Source organism: Streptomyces sp. NPDC058662 (assembly GCF_042716255.1).
GTDB lineage: Bacteria > Actinomycetota > Actinomycetes > Streptomycetales > Streptomycetaceae > Streptomyces.
On sequence record NZ_JBHXRU010000018.1, the window covers coordinates 31,426 to 46,715 of the forward strand.

The following is a 15,290-nucleotide window of genomic DNA, read 5'->3' on the forward strand; positions in this document are numbered from 1 at the left end:
GTGGACGCCACGGCGGCCCTCGCCGCGGCCGGCGACGCCACGGCGGTCCTCGTCGTGGCCGGCGCCGCGCTGTGGGGCGCCGCCACGGGTCTCCTCGTACCGCGCGCCGCGTACCGGCTCTCCGTCCCCCCGCGGGAGCCGTGGCGCTCCGGCTGCCCGGCCGGCCACCCGCTGTCCGGACCGGGCGGCGGCTGGCTGGGCCGCGCCACGTGCCCGGCCTGCGGCCCGGGGAGCCGGCCCTACGCCCCGGCCCCGGTCGCGGCCGTGCTCGGCGCGGCGGTCTGCGCGACCCTGGCGGCCGCCGCGGGGGTGCGCCCCGAACTGCTCGTGTGGCTGGCCCTCGCGCCCTTCGCCGTGCTGCTCGCCCTCGTCGACCGGGCGGTGCACCGGCTGCCCGACGTACTGACCCTGCCCCTCGCCGCCGCGACGGCGGCCGGCCTCGGCCTGGCCGCGCTGCTGCCGGGCACGGCCGGGGACTGGCCGAGGGCCCTGCTCGGCGGTCTCGCCCTCGGCGCCTGCTACTTCACGCTCTTCCTCATCAACCCCCGCGGCATGGGCTTCGGGGACGTCAAGCTCGCCCTCACCCTGGGCCAGGTCCTGGGCTGGTACGGCTGGCCCGTGCTCTTCGCCGGCACCTTCGCCGCCTTCCTCGCGGGTGCGGTCCACGGCCTGGGCCTGATGGTGCTGCGCGGCGCGGGCCGCAAGGCCGCCATGCCCTTCGGCCCGTTCATGCTGGCCGGCGCGCTGGCGGGCGTCGTCTACGCGGCGGCGACCGGCTCCCCGTAGGACGGCGCCGGCCGGAGCCGGGGCCTGGCGGGGGGTGTGCGGGAGACCGTCCCGACCGCTGGCGTAGGCTGGATCGGTCCGGACCTTGACACACCGCCGAAAGGTGACGCACCGGTGACCGACCAGGCCGCTCTCCAGTCTGTCCTCGACCGCGCCGCCGCGGGGGGCCGGATCACCAGGGAAGAGGCGCTCGACCTCTACCGCCACGCGCCGCTGCACGCCCTCGGCCAGGCCGCCGACGCGGCGCGGCGCCGCCGCTACGCCGGTACCGAGCACATCGCGACGTACATCATCGAGCGGAACATCAACTACACCAACGTGTGCGTCACGGCGTGCAGGTTCTGCGCCTTCTACGCGGCCCCCAAGGACACCGCGAAGGGCTGGTCGCGCGGACTCGACGACATCCTGCGCCGCTGCGCGGAGACCGTCGAACTCGGCGGCACGCAGATCATGTTCCAGGGCGGGCACCACCCCGACTACGGCGTCGAGTACTACGAAGAGCACTTCGCCGCCATCAAGAAGGACTTCCCGCAGCTGGTCATCCACTCCCTCGGCGCGTCCGAGGTCGAGCACATGGCCAGGATCTCCGGGGTCTCCGCCGAGGAGGCCATCCGCCGCATCCACGCCGCCGGGCTCGACTCCTTCGCGGGCGCCGGCGCCGAACTCCTCCCGGCCCGGCCGCGCAAGGCGATCGCCCCGCTCAAGGAGTCCGGCGAGCGCTGGCTGGAGATCATGGAGATCGCCCACCGGCTGGGCGTGGAGTCCACCTCCACCATGCTGATGGGCACCGGCGAGACCAACGCCGAGCGCATCGAGCACATCGCGATGATCCGCGACACCCAGGACCGTACGGGCGGCTTCCGCGCCTTCATCCCGTACACCTACCAGCCCGAGAACAACCACCTCAAGGGCCGCACCCAGGCGACGATCTTCGAGTACCTGCGCATGATCGCCATCGCACGCCTCTTCCTCGACAACATCGCCCACATCCAGGGCTCCTGGCTCACCGTCGGCAAGGAGGCGGGCCAGCTCTCGCTGCACTACGGCGCGGACGACCTCGGCTCCATCATGCTGGAGGAGAACGTCGTCTCCTCGGCCGGCGCCAAGCACCGCTCCAACCGCCAGGAGATCATCGACCTGATCCGCAAGGCGGGCCGCACCCCGGCGCAGCGCGCGACCACCTACGAGCACCTCCTGGTGCACGACGACCCGGCGAACGACCCGGTCGACGACCGGGTGGTCTCGCACATCTCCTCGACCGCCATCGAGGGCGGCACGGCCCACCCCGAGCTGAAGCTCATCTCCACGAACTGACCGCCGCCCCGAGCCGGACTGCCGCCGATGCTGACGCTCCACGCCGCCCAACTCCTCGTCCCCGGGCCGGGATCCGCGCCCCTGCCCGGCGGCGCCGTCCTCGTCGACGGCGACCGGATCGCCCGCCTCGGGCCGTACGAGGAGCTCGGCGCGGCCCATCCGCACGCCCGCACCCGCCGCTGGCAGGGCGTCCTGACGCCGGGGCTGCTCGTGCGCGGCGCGGACACGCTGCTGGAGCGGACGTACTACCCCGACGATCCGTACGAGGTCGCCGAGCTCGGCGCCGAAGCGGTCACCGGCCGCGAGGCGCTGGACGCCCTGGACCTCACCGCGGCGCGCTGGGGCCACAGTGCGCGGCGCGGCACGCAGAAGCTGCTGGCGCGCGGGGTGGTGGCGGTGGCCGGCCGTTTTTCGATCCCGGCGGTGCGGACGGCGGTGGCCCGCTCCGGGCTGGCGATCCTGCCGCCGGCCCCCTTCGAGGGGCCGCCTGAGCTGGACCCGTTCGCCGGCCGGGAGGCGGCCGAGCAGGCTTTCCACGGGAGGCTGGACGAGGGGGGCCCGGCGCGGTTCGCGGTGTTCGCCGCCGAGGATCCGCGGGAGCTGCTCGCGCGCGGCGCGACCAGCTGCGTGGCCACGGTCATCGGGGGCAGGCTGCTGCACCGCCGGCGCTGACCGCCGACGGGGCGGGGCCGGCCGCTGCGGGCGCCGTCGGTACGGGCGCCGTCGATGCGGGCTCCGTCGCTGCGGGCGCCGTCGATGCGGGCTCCGCTGATACGGGCTGCGCCGGTGCGGCGGGCTCCGCCGACGCGGGCGCCCCGCCCGGCACGGGGCGCGTGCCCGCGCCCTCCCGGGCGAGCGCGGACAGCAGGCAGGCCTGCAGGCGGCTGATCCCGCCCAGCTTCGCCCGTATGTTCACGACGTGGAACTTGACCGTGCTGACGGACAGTTGGAGCTCGGCCGCGAGCTCCGCGTTGGAGGCCCCGGTGGCCAGGCACAGGAACACGGCCGACTCCTGCTCGGTCAGCTGGGCGTCGCGCGGCTCCCGCCCCGGCTCCCGCCCCTCCTCGTAGGAGGGGAACCAGGCGGGGACGCTGAAGCTGACGACGCGCACGGTTGACCACTCCTCGCCCCCGGCCGGCCCGATGCGGTGGCCCGGCTCTCCGCCCTAGGGGACGCGCGGACCGGACAGGTAGGTTCCGTTCACGTCGTGCGGCCAGGCGTTGGCCTTGCAGCCGAGCAGCCCCTTGATCTGCTGCATCATCGCGGGAGCGGGCTGTCCCGGACCCGGACAGGTCTCGTGCTCCCGCCCGATCTCGTGCCCGACCTCGTGGTTGATGATCAGCGCCCGGTACTCCTCCACCGGCCCGTCGAACTGCGGCGATCCCTCCTGCCAGCGCTTGAGGTTCACCACGACGGTGTGGCCCGCCCGGCAGTTCGTCTCGCCGATCAGCTCGGGCGTGACCACGTCGCACAGCCGGTTGGTGGTCGTGGGCGTCGCGATCTTCACGGTGAAGTCCACCGGCTGGCCGGCCCCGACGAGCTGGAACCCGTACGCGGGGTCCCTGGTCCAGCCGCGCGGATCCCCGAGGATCGCCTCGATGGAGCGCGCCGCGGCCTCCGGGTCCACTCCGCTGCCCTCCTCGACCTCCACGCGCCAGCGCAGCGCCGGACCCTTGCCCTGGGCGTTCCCCACCGTGCCGGAGCCCTTGAAGGTGCCCGGGCCCGAGGCCGGCACCGCGGTGGCCGCGGGGCTCTGGGCCGCGGGCGGCGAGGTCGGGCCCGGCGCGGGCTGCGCCGGGACGGCCGAGGGGCTCGCGGGCGCCGTCGACCGCTGGCCGCCCTGCGGGTCCGGGGCGGAACCGCCGTCGCCGGCCTCCCCGTCCGGGGCCTCCTGGGCGCCCGCCGGCGGACGGCCGTCCGCCTTCGCCCCGCCCTCGTCCCCCGGAACCAGCGCGTACGCGGTCGCCGACAGCGCGACGAGCGTCACCGAACCGAGGAGCAGAGTGCGTCGCAGCCGTCGCTGCCGCTCGGCCCGCCGCCTGGCGCGCGGGCTGGGGGAGCGACCGGTGGAATGGCCTGCCGGCATCGTGAAGCTTTCTGTTCGAGGCGGCCCCTGCCGGACCGGCCACTGCGTCGGGGCCCCTGATCCGGTGGGTGACCCTCACCGGGCCGCACTCCGCCCCAGTCAACGTGACGCCTGGGGAGGGGAGTAACTGGCCTTCGGGCCAGTTGTCCGCATACCCCGCCCACGGGGGGCGGGCGGCAAGCCTATCGACAGATGATCACAGCGGACCCGCCGGGGGACCGGCAGGGCGGCGCCGGGGCCGTGCCGGGCGGGGCGGCCTGAGAGGATGGGGGCGTACCCGCCGATCCGCAGCGCACACCGAGGGGCGAACACCAGTGACAAGGGCTTCCCTGGACAAGCAGCCGCACGAAGTCGCCTCCATGTTCGACGGAGTCGCCGCGAACTACGACCTCACCAACGACGTCCTCTCCCTGGGCCAGGCCCGCCTCTGGCGCAAGGAGGTCGCCAAGGCGGTCGCCGCGCGCCCCGGGCACACGGTCCTCGACCTGGCCGCCGGTACGGCGACCTCCTCGCTGCCCTTCGCCGCCACCGGCGCGTACGTCGTCCCCTGCGACTTCTCCCTCGGCATGCTCCGCGAGGGCAAGAAGCGCAACCCGTGGCTCCCCCTGACCGCCGGCGACGCCACGAAGCTGCCGTTCAAGGACGACGCCTTCGACTCCGTGACGATCTCCTTCGGCCTGCGCAACGTCCAGGACACCGATGCCGCCCTGCGCGAGCTGTACCGGGTCACCAAGCCCGGCGGCCAGGTCGTGATCTGCGAGTTCTCGCAGCCCGTGTGGGCCCCCTTCCGGACCGTCTACGTCGAGTACCTGATGCGCGCCCTGCCGCCGGTGGCCCGCGCCGTGTCCTCCAACCCCGACGCGTACGTGTACCTCGCCGAGTCCATCCGCGAGTGGCCCGACCAGCCGGCGCTGGCCGCGCTGCTGCAGAAGGCCGGCTGGGGCAAGGTCGCCTGGCGCAACCTGAGCGGCGGCATCGTGGCCCTGCACCGCGGCGTCAAGGCGTAGCAGGCGGTGGAGGCCGGGCCCTTCGACTACGCGGAGCTGCTGGAGCGGATCGCGGCGGACATCGCCCCGCTGATCGGCAGCGGTACGCCCGCCGAGTACATCCCGGCGCTCGCGACCGTGGACCCCGGCCGGTTCGGGATGGCGCTGGCCGACCTCGACGGCAACGTCTTCGGGACGGGGGACTGGCGGACCCCCTTCTCCGCCCAGTCGATCACCAAGGTGTTCGCGCTCGCTCTCGCGCTCGCCGAGGGCGGCGACAGCCTGTGGGAGCGGGTGGGCCGGGAGCCGTCGGGCAACCCGTTCAACTCGCTCGTGCAGCTGGAGTACGAGAACGGCATCCCGCGCAACCCGTTCATCAACGCGGGCGCCCTCGTGGTGACCGACCGGCTCCAGACCCTGACCGGTGACGCGAGCAGCGAACTGCTGGAGTTCCTGCGCCAGGAGAGCGGCAACCCCGGCCTCGGCTTCGACGCGGAGGTGGCCGCCTCCGAGCAGGAGCACGGTGACCGCAACGCGGCCGTGGCCCACTTCATGGCCTCCTACGGGAACATCGACAATCCGGTGCCCGCGCTGCTGGAGCACTACTTCTGGCAGTGCTCCATCGAGATGAGCTGCGCCGACCTGGCCCTGGCCGGCCGCTTCCTGGCCCGGCACGGACTGCGCGCGGACGGCTCGCGGCTGCTGACGCGCAGCGGCGCCAAGCAGATCAACGCGGTGATGCTGACCTGCGGGACGTACGACGCGGCGGGCGAGTTCGCCTACCGGGTGGGCCTGCCGGGCAAGAGCGGCGTGGGCGGCGGCATCGTCGCCGTCGTCCCCGGCCTGTGCACCCTGGCGGTCTGGAGCCCCGGCCTGGACGCCCGCGGCAACTCGGTGGCCGGCGTAGCCGCCCTGGACCGCTTCACGACCCTGACCGGCCTCTCGGTCTTCTGACCCCGCCCGCGGGAGAAGGAGTGATCGTCGATGACCAGCCGAGGCGGCGCGCGCCGGCCGAAGTACCAGCAGATCGCTGATGTGCTGAGGTCCGCTGTGCAGGCGGGCGAGTACGGCCCGGGTGACCGCCTGCCGGGCGAGAACGACCTGATGGCCGCCTACGGCGTCGCCCGGATGACCGCGCGTCAGGCCCTGGGCGTGCTGCGCAACGAAGGCCTCGCGGAGGCGCGGAAGGGTGCCGGCGTTTTCGTCCGGGCCTTCAAGCCCCTGCGACGGCACGGCATCCAGCGCCTGGCGCAGGAGCGGTGGGGCTCCGGGCGCTCCGTCTGGTCCGCCGACACGGGGGACCGCGAGCTTGTCGTCGACCAGGTCGACGTGGGCGAGGAGGAAGCACCGGACCGCATCGCCGACGTCCTCGGCATCCCCGCCGGGTCCCGCGTGTGGGCGCGACGCCGCCGCTTCGTGCTGGACGGCAAGCCGGTGCTCTTCGCGACGTCGTACCTGCCGGCGGACGTCGTTTCCGGTTCCGCCGTCACCGAGCTCGACACCGGCCCCGGTGGGACGTACGCGAGGCTGGCCGAGCTGGGGCACGAGCCCGTCCACTTCCGCGAGGAGATCCGCTCCCGGATGCCCTCGGCCGACGAGGCCGAGCGGCTCGCGCTCTCCCTCGGCACCCCGGTCATCCAGATCGTCCGCACCGCGTTCACCGCCGACGGCCGGGTCGTCGAGGTCAACGAGATGACCCTGGACTCCGCGTCCTACGTGCTGGAGTACGACTTCGACGCCTAGCGCCGTGGCCGCGGGACCACCCGCCCGCCCCCGCCCCCCAGGGGCGCGGGGGCCGGAGGTCAGGGGTGGGTCAGGTCCAGTTCGTAGCGGCGGGCGTAGCGGGTGCCGTTCGGGAGGGGGAAGCGGGCGGCCAGCGGCATGCCCAGCCGTTCCGCCACCGCGATGGACCGCGCGTTCGCGTCGTCGATCATCGCCACCACCCGCGGCACCCCGGCCGACCGCACCCGCTCCAGCGTGGCCAGCGCCGCCGCGTACGCGTACCCGCGCCCCCACGCCCCGCGCGCCAGCCGCCAGCCGATCTCGATCTCCCCCACCGGACCCCACGCCTTGGCGCGGGGCCAGGGCTGCGCCCCGGTGAAGCCGATCACCGCGCCCTCCTCGTCCAGCAGCGTCCACAGGCAGTAGCCGAGCTGCGCGTCGTGCATGCGCTGGCGGGCGGTGATCTCCTCGTACGCCGACAGCTCCGCGGGCCCGCCGAGGAACTCCATCACGTCGGGGTCGTCGAACGCCCGGTGCCAGGCGTGCGCGTCCTCGTCGGTGGGCACGCGCAGCCGGACGGAGGGCAGCGGCCGCGTCCGCGAGGCGTGCGCGCCGGCCGGGCCGGCCGGGCCGGGTGAGCCGGTCGGGCCGGGTGAGCCGGTCGGGCCGGGTGAGCCGGTCGGGCCGGTCGGGCCGGTCGGGCTGATCGAGCTGGGTGAGCTGGTCAAAGGGACGGCCCTTCTGATCGCGGTCTCTCTCGCTGCATAGACTGCACAGGTCCGGTGTCTTTGGGCACCCCTTATCGAGTATCGAGCCTTCGGGAGACACCGCAGTGACCGAGCCCCTCTCCGAACACTCCGCGGACGTCATCGTCGTCGGAGCCGGTCCCGCCGGCTCGACCACCGCCTACTACCTCGCCAAGGCCGGACTGGACGTCCTGCTGCTGGAGAAGACGGCATTCCCCCGCGAGAAGGTCTGCGGCGACGGCCTGACCCCGCGCGCCACCAAGCAGCTGGTCGCGATGGGCATCGACATCTCCGAAGAGGCCGGCTGGCTCCGCAACAAGGGCCTGCGCATCATCGGCGGCGGCCAGCGGCTCCAGCTGGACTGGCCGGAACTCGCCTCCTTCCCTGACTACGGACTCGTCCGCAAGCGCGACGACTTCGACGAGACCCTGGCCCGCCAGGCGCAGAAGGCCGGCGCCCGGCTGTACGAGCGGTGCAACGTCGGCGAGCCCGTCCGCGACCCGCGCACCGGCCACATCACCGGCGTGCAGGCGAAGCTCGGCGAGGAGAAGACCCCGGTCACCTTCAGCGCGCCGCTGGTCGTCGCGGCCGACGGCAACTCCTCGCGGCTGTCCCTCGCCATGGGCCTGCACCGGCGCGAGGACCGGCCGATGGGTGTCGCGGTACGGACGTACTTCACCTCCCCCCGGCACGACGACGACTACCTGGAGTCCTGGCTGGAGCTGTGGGACCGGCGCGGTGCGCAGGACCGGCTGCTGCCCGGCTACGGCTGGATCTTCGGCATGGGCGACGGCACGTCCAACGTCGGTCTCGGCATCCTCAACTCCTCCTCCGCCTTCAAGGAGCTGGACTGGCGCGAGGTCCTCAAGGCCTGGTGCGCGTCCATGCCGGAGGACTGGGGCTACACCCCCGAGAACATGACGCAGCCCATCCGCGGCGCGGCCCTGCCGATGGCCTTCAACCGGCAGCCGCACTACACCAAGGGCCTGCTGCTGGTCGGTGACGCGGGCGGCCTGGTCAACCCGTTCAACGGCGAGGGCATCGCGTACGCCATGGAGTCGGGCCAGATCGCGGCCGACGTCATCGTGCAGGCGCACGCCCGGGCGACCCCGGCGCAGCGCGAACTGGCGCTGCACAGCTATCCGAAGGTGCTCAAGGAGACCTACGGCGGCTACTACACGCTGGGCCGCGCCTTCGTGAAGCTGATCGGCAACCCGAAGGTCATGAAGGTCGCCACGCAGCGCGGCCTGACGCATCCGGTGCTGATGAGGTTCACGCTCAAGATGCTGGCCAACCTCACCGACCCGACGGGCGGCGACGCGGCGGACCGCATCATCAACGGCCTCTCGAAGGTGGCTCCCCGCGCGTGATCGTGCAACCGGGACGGCACAGCAGCCCCTGAACAGCGAGGTCACAGTCTACGGCGAGAGTCCTTTCGCGCCGTAGGCATGAATCCGCCCGCCGGCCACAAGGGCACCGACGGGCGGACAGGGGCGTTCGCGAGGTCTACGACCAACCGTGCTCGGTGAGTACCTCGGCACCCTTGAGATAGCCGTACAGACCCGCAGCGGGGTACTCGATGAGATCCTCGGGCAGAGCGTCGACGGGGAACCAACGAAGCGCTAGGCACTTCTCGGGCTCGCGGTTCCGGGGCTCGCCGTCCCACTCTGTCGCGAGGAAGAACAGTCCGATCCGCTCGACGGTTTCGCTCTGCTTGTGGTGCACGGTGTGTACGAGGCACAGGTGCTCGGGGGCGACCGTGACCCCGGTTTCTTCCCACAGCTCCCGGGCGGCGCCGACTGTGAGGGGCTCGGCCTGGTCCAGCTTGCCGGAGGGTGCGTGCCACCGGCCGTGGCCGTACGGTCCGCCGCGCTGCGAGAGCAGGATCATGTCGCCGTCGCGCAGGATCACGTGCGTGTCGATGACGGGTGTTGCGGGTGTGGGGCTCATGGGTTCACCGTGTGGTCGTCGGGCTGCTGGGGCTGTCTCGGGACGCTACTCCGTGCGGAGGTAGCGCGTCGGCGATTCGGCGTGCTACGTCCGTTGGGGCGGTTGCGGTGGAGTCGAGTACGAGCACCTGTACGCCCATGCCCATGAGGGTCTGTGTCGCCTCGGCGTAGAGGTCGATCTCGCGGCTCGGGGCGCCCGGGTCGTAGTGGAAGCGGTGGCGTACGCCGCGCTTCTTGAGGCGGGCGGCAATCGTGTCCGGTTCGGCAGTGAGGATCACGGCGAGGTCGGGCAGCATGATCTCGCGGTTCAGGTCGAGCACGAACTGCTCGCTCACGCCGTCGAGGCGTTGCAGGACAAGCGACGAGGCGAGATAGCGGTCGCTGATGACGGTAAAGCCGGCTTCCCGCATCGGCCGCAGCTCGACCTCGACGTGCTCGTACCGGTTGGCGGCGACGAGGCAGGCGAGGGCGTGCCCGGTGAGGAACGCGGCGCTCGTGCGGGTGAACTGCCCCAGGGCGCTTCCGCTCGGCTCGGCGGTGCGGAAGACGGGCCGGCCGTCGTTCCGCAGCAGGCGGTCGAGTTCTTCGAGGGTGGTGGATTTTCCGACGGCGCTCGGGCCGTCGACCGTGATGAACAGGCCGGGGCCGGTCATGCGGCGATCCCCATTCGGTTCCGGGCGTGCTGCTCGCGGGTGAGCATGGCGAGGGTCGAGCGCAGCTTGCGCAGGGGGACCGTGCCGAACTGGATGCCGACGGAGAAATTGAACTCGTCGCGGGCGCGCATCGACTCGTCGGCGCCGTCCGCGGTGAGGTCGATGTCGGAGTACGCGAGCAGCTTGTCGGGGTGGTGGCCGGCCTTGATCAGGGTGTCCCAGATCGGGGTACCGGGGTAGGGGCGGAACTCGAAGACGCTCGCGCGGAAGTTGCCGGGGAGCTTGTCGGTGAGGGTCCACAGGTGGTGGATATGGCGCACGGTCGCTTCGAGGTCCTCGTGAGTCTCCCCCGGGTAGCCCAGGATGAAGTACCCCTTCACGTTGATGCCGTGCGAGAGCAGTCGGTCGGTCACTTCCCCGGTCATCCCGGCTGTGATCCGCTTGTCCATCCCGGCGAGAACGCGGTCGCTTCCGGACTCGATACCGAGAGCGACCTCGCGCAGCCCGTTGGCCTTGAGGGTTGCGTGCATGGCCTTGTCGAGGCGCGAGAACACGTTGATCCGGCCGGTGGCGTCCCACAGGTACCGGTCGCCGATCCGGTGTTCCGCGAAGGCTTTCATCTGCGGGACGATCACCCGTTCGGCGCCGAGGAACAGGTCGTCGACGAACCGGTACGCGGTCGTTCCGCAGGTGGCGTTCAGGTGGTCGAGTTCGGTGACGATGCCCTCGGGCGATCGAGCCCTGATCTTGACGTCGGGGTTCGCGGAGACGGCGGCGCCGCAGAATCCGCAGTCGTACGGGCACCCCCTGCTGCCGACGATGTTTGCCTCGGTTCGGCCGTCGTCGGCGAGGTAGGGGTCCTGCGGGAGGAACGCACGGTTCACGAGGGGTAGGGCGTCGATGTCCGGACCGAGCCACTGGGCGGTGTTGCCGTGCGCGATGCCGGCGCCGTGCGTGCCGAGCAGGCGGTCGCGCCACATGACCCCGGGCAGTTCGGCGCGGCGGCGCTCGTCGGAGAGCAGGGCGGCGACGCGGGTCTCGCCCTCGCCGATGACGAGGGCGCGTAGGTTCCGCATGCGGGGGTCGTCGAGGATGCGGGCGGGCATGGCTCGGGCGTGGTGTCCGCCGACCATGACGGCGATGCCGGGGTCGAGGAGTTCGGCGATCCGGGCCGACATCTCGTACGTGGGGGCGAGGAGGTTCATGCCGACCCATCGGGGGCGGACGGTGTTGATCAGTTGGGCGGTTTCCTCGACACCGAGGCCGTGTGCTTCGGCATCCAAGACGCCGACGTTGAACCCTCCGACTTCCTGCGCGTAGGTGGCGATGTATGCCATGCCGAGCACGGGCAGGGTGTAGTCGTTGGTCCGGGGCCGCAGGCCGTAGTCGCGCAATGGGGCGTTGACGAACAGGGCATCGAGTACGTGGTTCGGGTCGGCGCCGGCGATGAGGTCAGGGGTGGTGCGGTGTTCCTCCTGGGCGGGTGATACGGGCATGGCTCCCCCATGTGAGAGTGAAGAGGGTCAGGGCGTGCAGTTGGCTGCGGGTGGGTGCCCATCGGCGCCACAGGGCCTCGAACGGCTTCTCGTCGTCGGGCAGGTCGAGGCTGGGCACGGCTCGGCCGGCCCACGTGCGCACGGCGAGGTCGCCGTGCGGGTAGATGGAGTGGTCCCCCGTGAAATCGGCCGCGGCTGCTGCGGCGGTCCACGGGCCGATGTATCGGACCTCGCACAGTTCCTTGACGAGGCTTTCCGGGTCGAGGGTGGCCCAGTGGTCGCCGCGGTCGAGGTAAGCGGTAGCAGCGGCGCGTAGGCCCTTCGCGTTGAACTTGGCGCCGATCGCGGTGAATCCCGCGTCGCTGAGTTCGAGTACGACCTCGGGAGCGGGAGCGAGGGGGAGCGGGCCGGCCGGGGTGTCGCAGGTGCGGCCGTACGCGGCGTAGAACGCGCGGTGCTTCTTGCGGGCCTGTGAGGCGCCGATCACCTGTCGAAGGAGGGCGGTCGTGATCGCGTCCCAGAGCGAGGGGTTCGTGAGCCGTGCGACCGTGCCCAGCGAAACCAATTCGTCGAGCAGCAGGGCCCCCTCGACGGCGGTCGGCAGCTCGACCGCCGATGTGTAGGCGACGGGGGGCTGCTCGCCGGCCTCGGTGTCCAGCGGGCGCAGCAGCAGGTGCTCGCGCTCGGCCTCCCAGTGGGCGAGCCACGGGGCGCCCTGGTGCTCGACGACGCGCACCGGCTCACCGCCCGAAGTTTCGTGCCAACCGGGGTGCTCCGTCATGATCGTGGTACGCATGTGCTCAATTCCCGACGCGGTTGCAGTGGTTGAGATTCATAGTCTGCGCAATGCGTGGGATGAGCGAGAGGAAACAGACAGGCCGCAGCTCGCCACTTGGCGCATGCGTACCTCCCTGCCACGGCTGCTCGGTTGCGTCCTGCCGGACCAGTTTTGCAACGGTGGGCAGGCTGCAACCCCGGGCGGAACCCTGCCGGACGGATCGCTCTGTGGGCAGGGCTTGCGGAGATGGCTCCCCGCGCCTGACGGCTCCACGCCGGGCCGCTCGTCGGACAGCCGAGCGGCCCGGCTCGCGGTGTTCGGCCGTCACACGTGGACGATCCTCACCTTCGGTGAGCCGGGAAGCTCCTCGGCGGCTTTGCACAGCGCCGGGATGTGCGACGTGTCAGACGTGACGAGCAGGACCGGGGGAGTGCAGAGTGCGGCCGTGGCGACCACGAGGGCGTCCACGAGGCCACCCCGGTGGAACCGAGCCGGCTCCGCGGGCCTGGCGGGGCGGCGTGTTCGCGAGAGGGCTGGAGAGGCCTGAGGGCCGGTACTCCGCCCCCGAGCGGGGGAGTACCGGCCCTCAGGGCCCCAGAGCGGTCCCCGGCGGCCCGAGCGGTGCTCAGAGGGCTTGCCGGGGGGCCTGCCGGGCGTCGTGGGACGCCGGGAGGCCTCAGAGGACGCGGACGGCGCCCGTCGGCTTGTCGTAGCTCAGGGAGCGCTCGACGATGCCCGTGCCGGAGTTCTGCGCGCCGACGAACTTGCCGCCGCCGACGTAGACGGCGACGTGGTACGCGCTGCCCTTGGAACCCCAGTAGAGGATGTCGCCCGGCTGCAGGGCGTTCAGGGACACCGACGTGCCGGCCGTGGACTGCGCCTGGGACATGCGCGGCAGGGTGATGCCGGCCTGGCGGTAGGCGGCCTGGACGAGGCCGGAGCAGTCGAACGAGGACGGACCGGTGCCGCCCATCACGTACGCCTTGCCGACCTGCGCGCGGGCGAAGTTGACGATGGCCGCGGCGGAGCCGGTGGCCGGGGCGCTGACGGAGTTCTTGGAGCTCTTGGCCGTGGAGCCCTCGGTGGAGTTGGAGCCGGAGGCGGTGGCGAGGGTGGCGCGGGCCGTGCTGCGGTTGGCGCGCTCGGCCTCGGCCTTGCGGTCGGCCTCTTCCTTCGCCTTCTTCTCGGCGTCGGCCTTCAGCTGGGCGTCTTCCTTGGCCTTCTTCGCCTCGGCGGCGGCGCCGGTGCGGGCGCTCTCCTCCTGGGCGGTCAGCTCGCCCTCGACGGCGGCGGCGCGGGTGTTCTCGGCCGCCTTGGTGACGGCCGAGGAGACCTCGGCGCCCAGGTCCAGGTTGAGGACCGGCATTTCGAGCGTCGTCTCGGCCAGGGGCTCGGCGGTCGGGGACGCGCTCGCGGTGCCGGCCATGGCGAGGGTGCTGAGGACGCCACCGGCAACTCCGGCGCGGACCGCGAGCTTCGAGGCGCTGCGGCGGGGCTTCCGGTGGCTGGGTATGTGAGCGGTGTGGGACATGGGTACAACCGCTATCAGGGGGTCAGGGTTTCCTTCAAGCTACGTGGGGTGCGCCACAGTTAGGAGCGAACCGGGCTAACCGGACGCGCCACGGCGTCTATTGACGCCGTAACGGGCGAAACGGACATGGCTTCACGAGGCTGTGATCATGGGGTTTCAGCATTAAGTCCGTATTGATCCCGGGCCTACCATCCCGGCGCACTGTTGGCCAAGCCCGCTTTCGGTGGCCGGGATTCCGTGTGGCGCAGGTCACAGGTGTGTCTCGCTGTGAGGTAGCTGTGGCCCGGTCGTGACCTCGCTGTGGAGGCGACCGTGACCGACCCCGGGGTGGCGGACGCCCCGGACCCGGCTACCCGCGGCGGCGGCCCCTCATGCCCCGCGACGGCCGGGCCGCCCGCCGGATGCGGCTCGTGAACGGATGCACACGGTCCGCGACCCCGCCCCGCCCGTCCGGGCCCGTGTCCACCTCGCTACCCGGAGCCTCCCCCGACCGGGGGACGCGGATTCCCTTACCACCCGGCATCGGATGGTGCCAATTTGCGTGCAGGGGCCACGATTTGATAGAGCAACCCGCCTTCCACCTGCGACAACGGGGTCGGATGTCACCTTTGGTGATCATGTGGATGCTTCACGTATGAAGATCACCACTCATCGGACTTGATGATCGTTCGTCAGGTGGTGGAGATCACAAACTCGGTCTTGCAACCCGTGTCGCAGATCACAGACGGGCGGGCATAAGATGCGCAGCAGTCCGGCTTGTGAACTGCCTCACATGTACACGATCTTCGCGAGGCGGGGCACGCCCCCGGTCACCGCTGGAGGGGCTCCGGCCGGCGCAGCGGTCCAACGGTCAAGGACGACTGGAAGGAGCGAGGAGCGTGAATGCGTACGCGCCCATCCTCGTGCTCGGCGCCCTCGGCGCAGGGTTTGCGATCTTCTCCGTGGTCATGGCCACGCTGATCGGCCCAAAACGGTACAACCGGGCGAAGCTCGAAGCCTACGAGTGCGGCATCGAGCCGACGCCGTTGCCGGCCGGCGGCGGCCGCTTCCCCATCAAGTACTACCTGACGGCGATGCTCTTCATCGTCTTCGACATCGAAGTTGTCTTCCTGTACCCCTGGGCCGTCACCTTCGACTCCCTGGGGATCTTCGGGCTCGTCGAGATGTTGCTCTTCGTGCTCACCGTCTTCGTCGCCTACGCCTACGTCTGGCGCCGCGGCGGCCTGGAATGGGACTGAGGGGC

The 15,290-nt window shown here is 71.8% G+C and carries 17 protein-coding genes; 8 read left to right on the plus strand and 9 right to left on the minus strand.

The window, feature by feature from the left end; translation table 11 throughout:
- From ACFWUQ_RS09775 to ACFWUQ_RS09785, 3 genes are all read left to right on the plus strand, one after another.
- Positions 1-786: a prepilin peptidase gene (locus tag ACFWUQ_RS09775; RefSeq protein ID WP_384535285.1), complete on the plus strand. Its 786-nt coding sequence runs from the start codon at positions 1-3 to the stop codon at positions 784-786.
- 114 nt (positions 787-900) lie between these two features.
- The gene (mqnC, locus tag ACFWUQ_RS09780; protein ID WP_384535288.1) at positions 901-2,100 is read left to right on the plus strand and encodes a cyclic dehypoxanthinyl futalosine synthase; all 1,200 of its coding nucleotides are present in this window, start codon (positions 901-903) and stop codon (positions 2,098-2,100) included.
- Between the two features lie 27 nt (positions 2,101-2,127).
- The gene (locus tag ACFWUQ_RS09785; protein ID WP_384535291.1) at positions 2,128-2,772 is read left to right on the plus strand and encodes a hypothetical protein; all 645 of its coding nucleotides are present in this window, start codon (positions 2,128-2,130) and stop codon (positions 2,770-2,772) included.
- Here ACFWUQ_RS09785 and ACFWUQ_RS09790 read toward each other — a convergent pair.
- The gene (locus tag ACFWUQ_RS09790; RefSeq protein ID WP_384535293.1) at positions 2,738-3,211 is read right to left on the minus strand and encodes a response regulator transcription factor; all 474 of its coding nucleotides are present in this window, start codon (positions 3,209-3,211) and stop codon (positions 2,738-2,740) included. The genes ACFWUQ_RS09785 and ACFWUQ_RS09790 overlap by 35 nt on opposite strands.
- A 54-nt stretch (positions 3,212-3,265) precedes the next feature.
- A complete protein-coding gene (locus tag ACFWUQ_RS09795) occupies positions 3,266-4,087 on the minus strand; it encodes a DUF3152 domain-containing protein (RefSeq protein ID WP_384535295.1) in 822 nt (273 codons plus the stop codon).
- 413 nt (positions 4,088-4,500) lie between these two features.
- Here ACFWUQ_RS09795 and ACFWUQ_RS09800 point away from each other — a divergent pair, with 413 nt between their 5' ends.
- Genes ACFWUQ_RS09800 through ACFWUQ_RS09810 form a run of 3 tightly spaced genes read left to right on the plus strand, consistent with a single transcriptional unit; the run spans position 4,501 to position 6,915 of the window.
- On the plus strand, positions 4,501-5,193 hold the full coding sequence (locus ACFWUQ_RS09800; RefSeq protein WP_384535298.1) for a demethylmenaquinone methyltransferase: 693 nt from the start codon (positions 4,501-4,503) through the stop codon (positions 5,191-5,193).
- Between the two features lie 6 nt (positions 5,194-5,199).
- Positions 5,200-6,126 carry a glutaminase gene (locus tag ACFWUQ_RS09805; protein ID WP_384535300.1) on the plus strand — a complete coding sequence of 309 codons (927 nt, stop codon included), beginning with the start codon at positions 5,200-5,202 and terminating at the stop codon, positions 6,124-6,126.
- 30 nt (positions 6,127-6,156) lie between these two features.
- A complete protein-coding gene (locus ACFWUQ_RS09810; RefSeq protein WP_384535302.1) occupies positions 6,157-6,915 on the plus strand; it encodes a GntR family transcriptional regulator in 759 nt (252 codons plus the stop codon).
- Positions 6,916-6,974: 59 nt separating this feature from the next.
- Here ACFWUQ_RS09810 and ACFWUQ_RS09815 read toward each other — a convergent pair whose 3' ends face one another.
- Positions 6,975-7,481: a GNAT family N-acetyltransferase gene (locus ACFWUQ_RS09815; protein WP_384535382.1), complete on the minus strand. Its 507-nt coding sequence runs from the start codon at positions 7,479-7,481 to the stop codon at positions 6,975-6,977.
- A 245-nt stretch (positions 7,482-7,726) separates the two neighbouring features.
- Here ACFWUQ_RS09815 and ACFWUQ_RS09820 point away from each other — a divergent pair, with 245 nt between their 5' ends.
- Positions 7,727-9,010 (plus strand): geranylgeranyl reductase family protein, encoded by a 1,284-nt coding sequence (locus ACFWUQ_RS09820; RefSeq protein ID WP_384535304.1) that lies wholly within the window; start codon positions 7,727-7,729, stop codon positions 9,008-9,010.
- A gap of 136 nt (positions 9,011-9,146) precedes the next feature.
- On the opposite strand, the gene ACFWUQ_RS09825 is transcribed toward ACFWUQ_RS09820, so the two are convergent.
- The 6 genes from ACFWUQ_RS09825 to ACFWUQ_RS09850 all read right to left on the minus strand — a co-directional run bounded on the left by ACFWUQ_RS09825 (position 9,147) and on the right by ACFWUQ_RS09850 (position 14,047).
- Positions 9,147-9,590: an NUDIX domain-containing protein gene (locus ACFWUQ_RS09825; RefSeq protein ID WP_384535307.1), complete on the minus strand. Its 444-nt coding sequence runs from the start codon at positions 9,588-9,590 to the stop codon at positions 9,147-9,149.
- Between the two features lie 4 nt (positions 9,591-9,594).
- Positions 9,595-10,242, minus strand: coding sequence for a dTMP kinase (gene tmk, locus ACFWUQ_RS09830; protein WP_384535309.1), 648 nt, complete (start codon positions 10,240-10,242; stop codon positions 9,595-9,597).
- Positions 10,239-11,738, minus strand: coding sequence for a B12-binding domain-containing radical SAM protein (locus ACFWUQ_RS09835; RefSeq protein WP_384535312.1), 1,500 nt, complete (start codon positions 11,736-11,738; stop codon positions 10,239-10,241). Before ACFWUQ_RS09835 ends, tmk begins: the two co-directional genes overlap by 4 nt.
- Positions 11,695-12,534: a hypothetical protein gene (locus ACFWUQ_RS09840; protein ID WP_384535315.1), complete on the minus strand. Its 840-nt coding sequence runs from the start codon at positions 12,532-12,534 to the stop codon at positions 11,695-11,697. Before ACFWUQ_RS09840 ends, ACFWUQ_RS09835 begins: the two co-directional genes overlap by 44 nt.
- Before the next feature lie 306 nt (positions 12,535-12,840).
- Entirely contained in the window at positions 12,841-12,984 is a 144-nt protein-coding gene (locus tag ACFWUQ_RS09845) for a hypothetical protein (protein ID WP_384535316.1), read from the minus strand.
- A 208-nt stretch (positions 12,985-13,192) separates the two neighbouring features.
- Positions 13,193-14,047: a C40 family peptidase gene (locus ACFWUQ_RS09850; protein WP_384535318.1), complete on the minus strand. Its 855-nt coding sequence runs from the start codon at positions 14,045-14,047 to the stop codon at positions 13,193-13,195.
- A gap of 878 nt (positions 14,048-14,925) precedes the next feature.
- Here ACFWUQ_RS09850 and ACFWUQ_RS09855 point away from each other — a divergent pair.
- Complete coding sequence (locus tag ACFWUQ_RS09855) at positions 14,926-15,285, plus strand: NADH-quinone oxidoreductase subunit A (RefSeq protein WP_384375927.1); 360 nt, start codon at positions 14,926-14,928, stop codon at positions 15,283-15,285.
- The last annotated feature ends 5 nt before the right edge of the window (positions 15,286-15,290 follow it).

What these genes read in the sequence shown, in the direction of transcription:
- ACFWUQ_RS09785 (WP_384535291.1), top strand. Translation starts at nt 2,128, where the DNA reads ATGCTGACGCTCCACGCCGCCCAACTCCTCGTCCCCGGGCCGGGATCC.
- ACFWUQ_RS09810 (WP_384535302.1), top strand. Translation starts at nt 6,157, where the DNA reads ATGACCAGCCGAGGCGGCGCGCGCCGGCCGAAGTACCAGCAGATCGCT.
- ACFWUQ_RS09825 (WP_384535307.1), bottom strand. Translation starts at nt 9,590, where the DNA reads ATGAGCCCCACACCCGCAACACCCGTCATCGACACGCACGTGATCCTG.
- tmk (WP_384535309.1), bottom strand. Translation starts at nt 10,242, where the DNA reads ATGACCGGCCCCGGCCTGTTCATCACGGTCGACGGCCCGAGCGCCGTC.
- ACFWUQ_RS09835 (WP_384535312.1), bottom strand. Translation starts at nt 11,738, where the DNA reads ATGCCCGTATCACCCGCCCAGGAGGAACACCGCACCACCCCTGACCTC.
- ACFWUQ_RS09840 (WP_384535315.1), bottom strand. Translation starts at nt 12,534, where the DNA reads ATGCGTACCACGATCATGACGGAGCACCCCGGTTGGCACGAAACTTCG.
- ACFWUQ_RS09850 (WP_384535318.1), bottom strand. Translation starts at nt 14,047, where the DNA reads ATGTCCCACACCGCTCACATACCCAGCCACCGGAAGCCCCGCCGCAGC.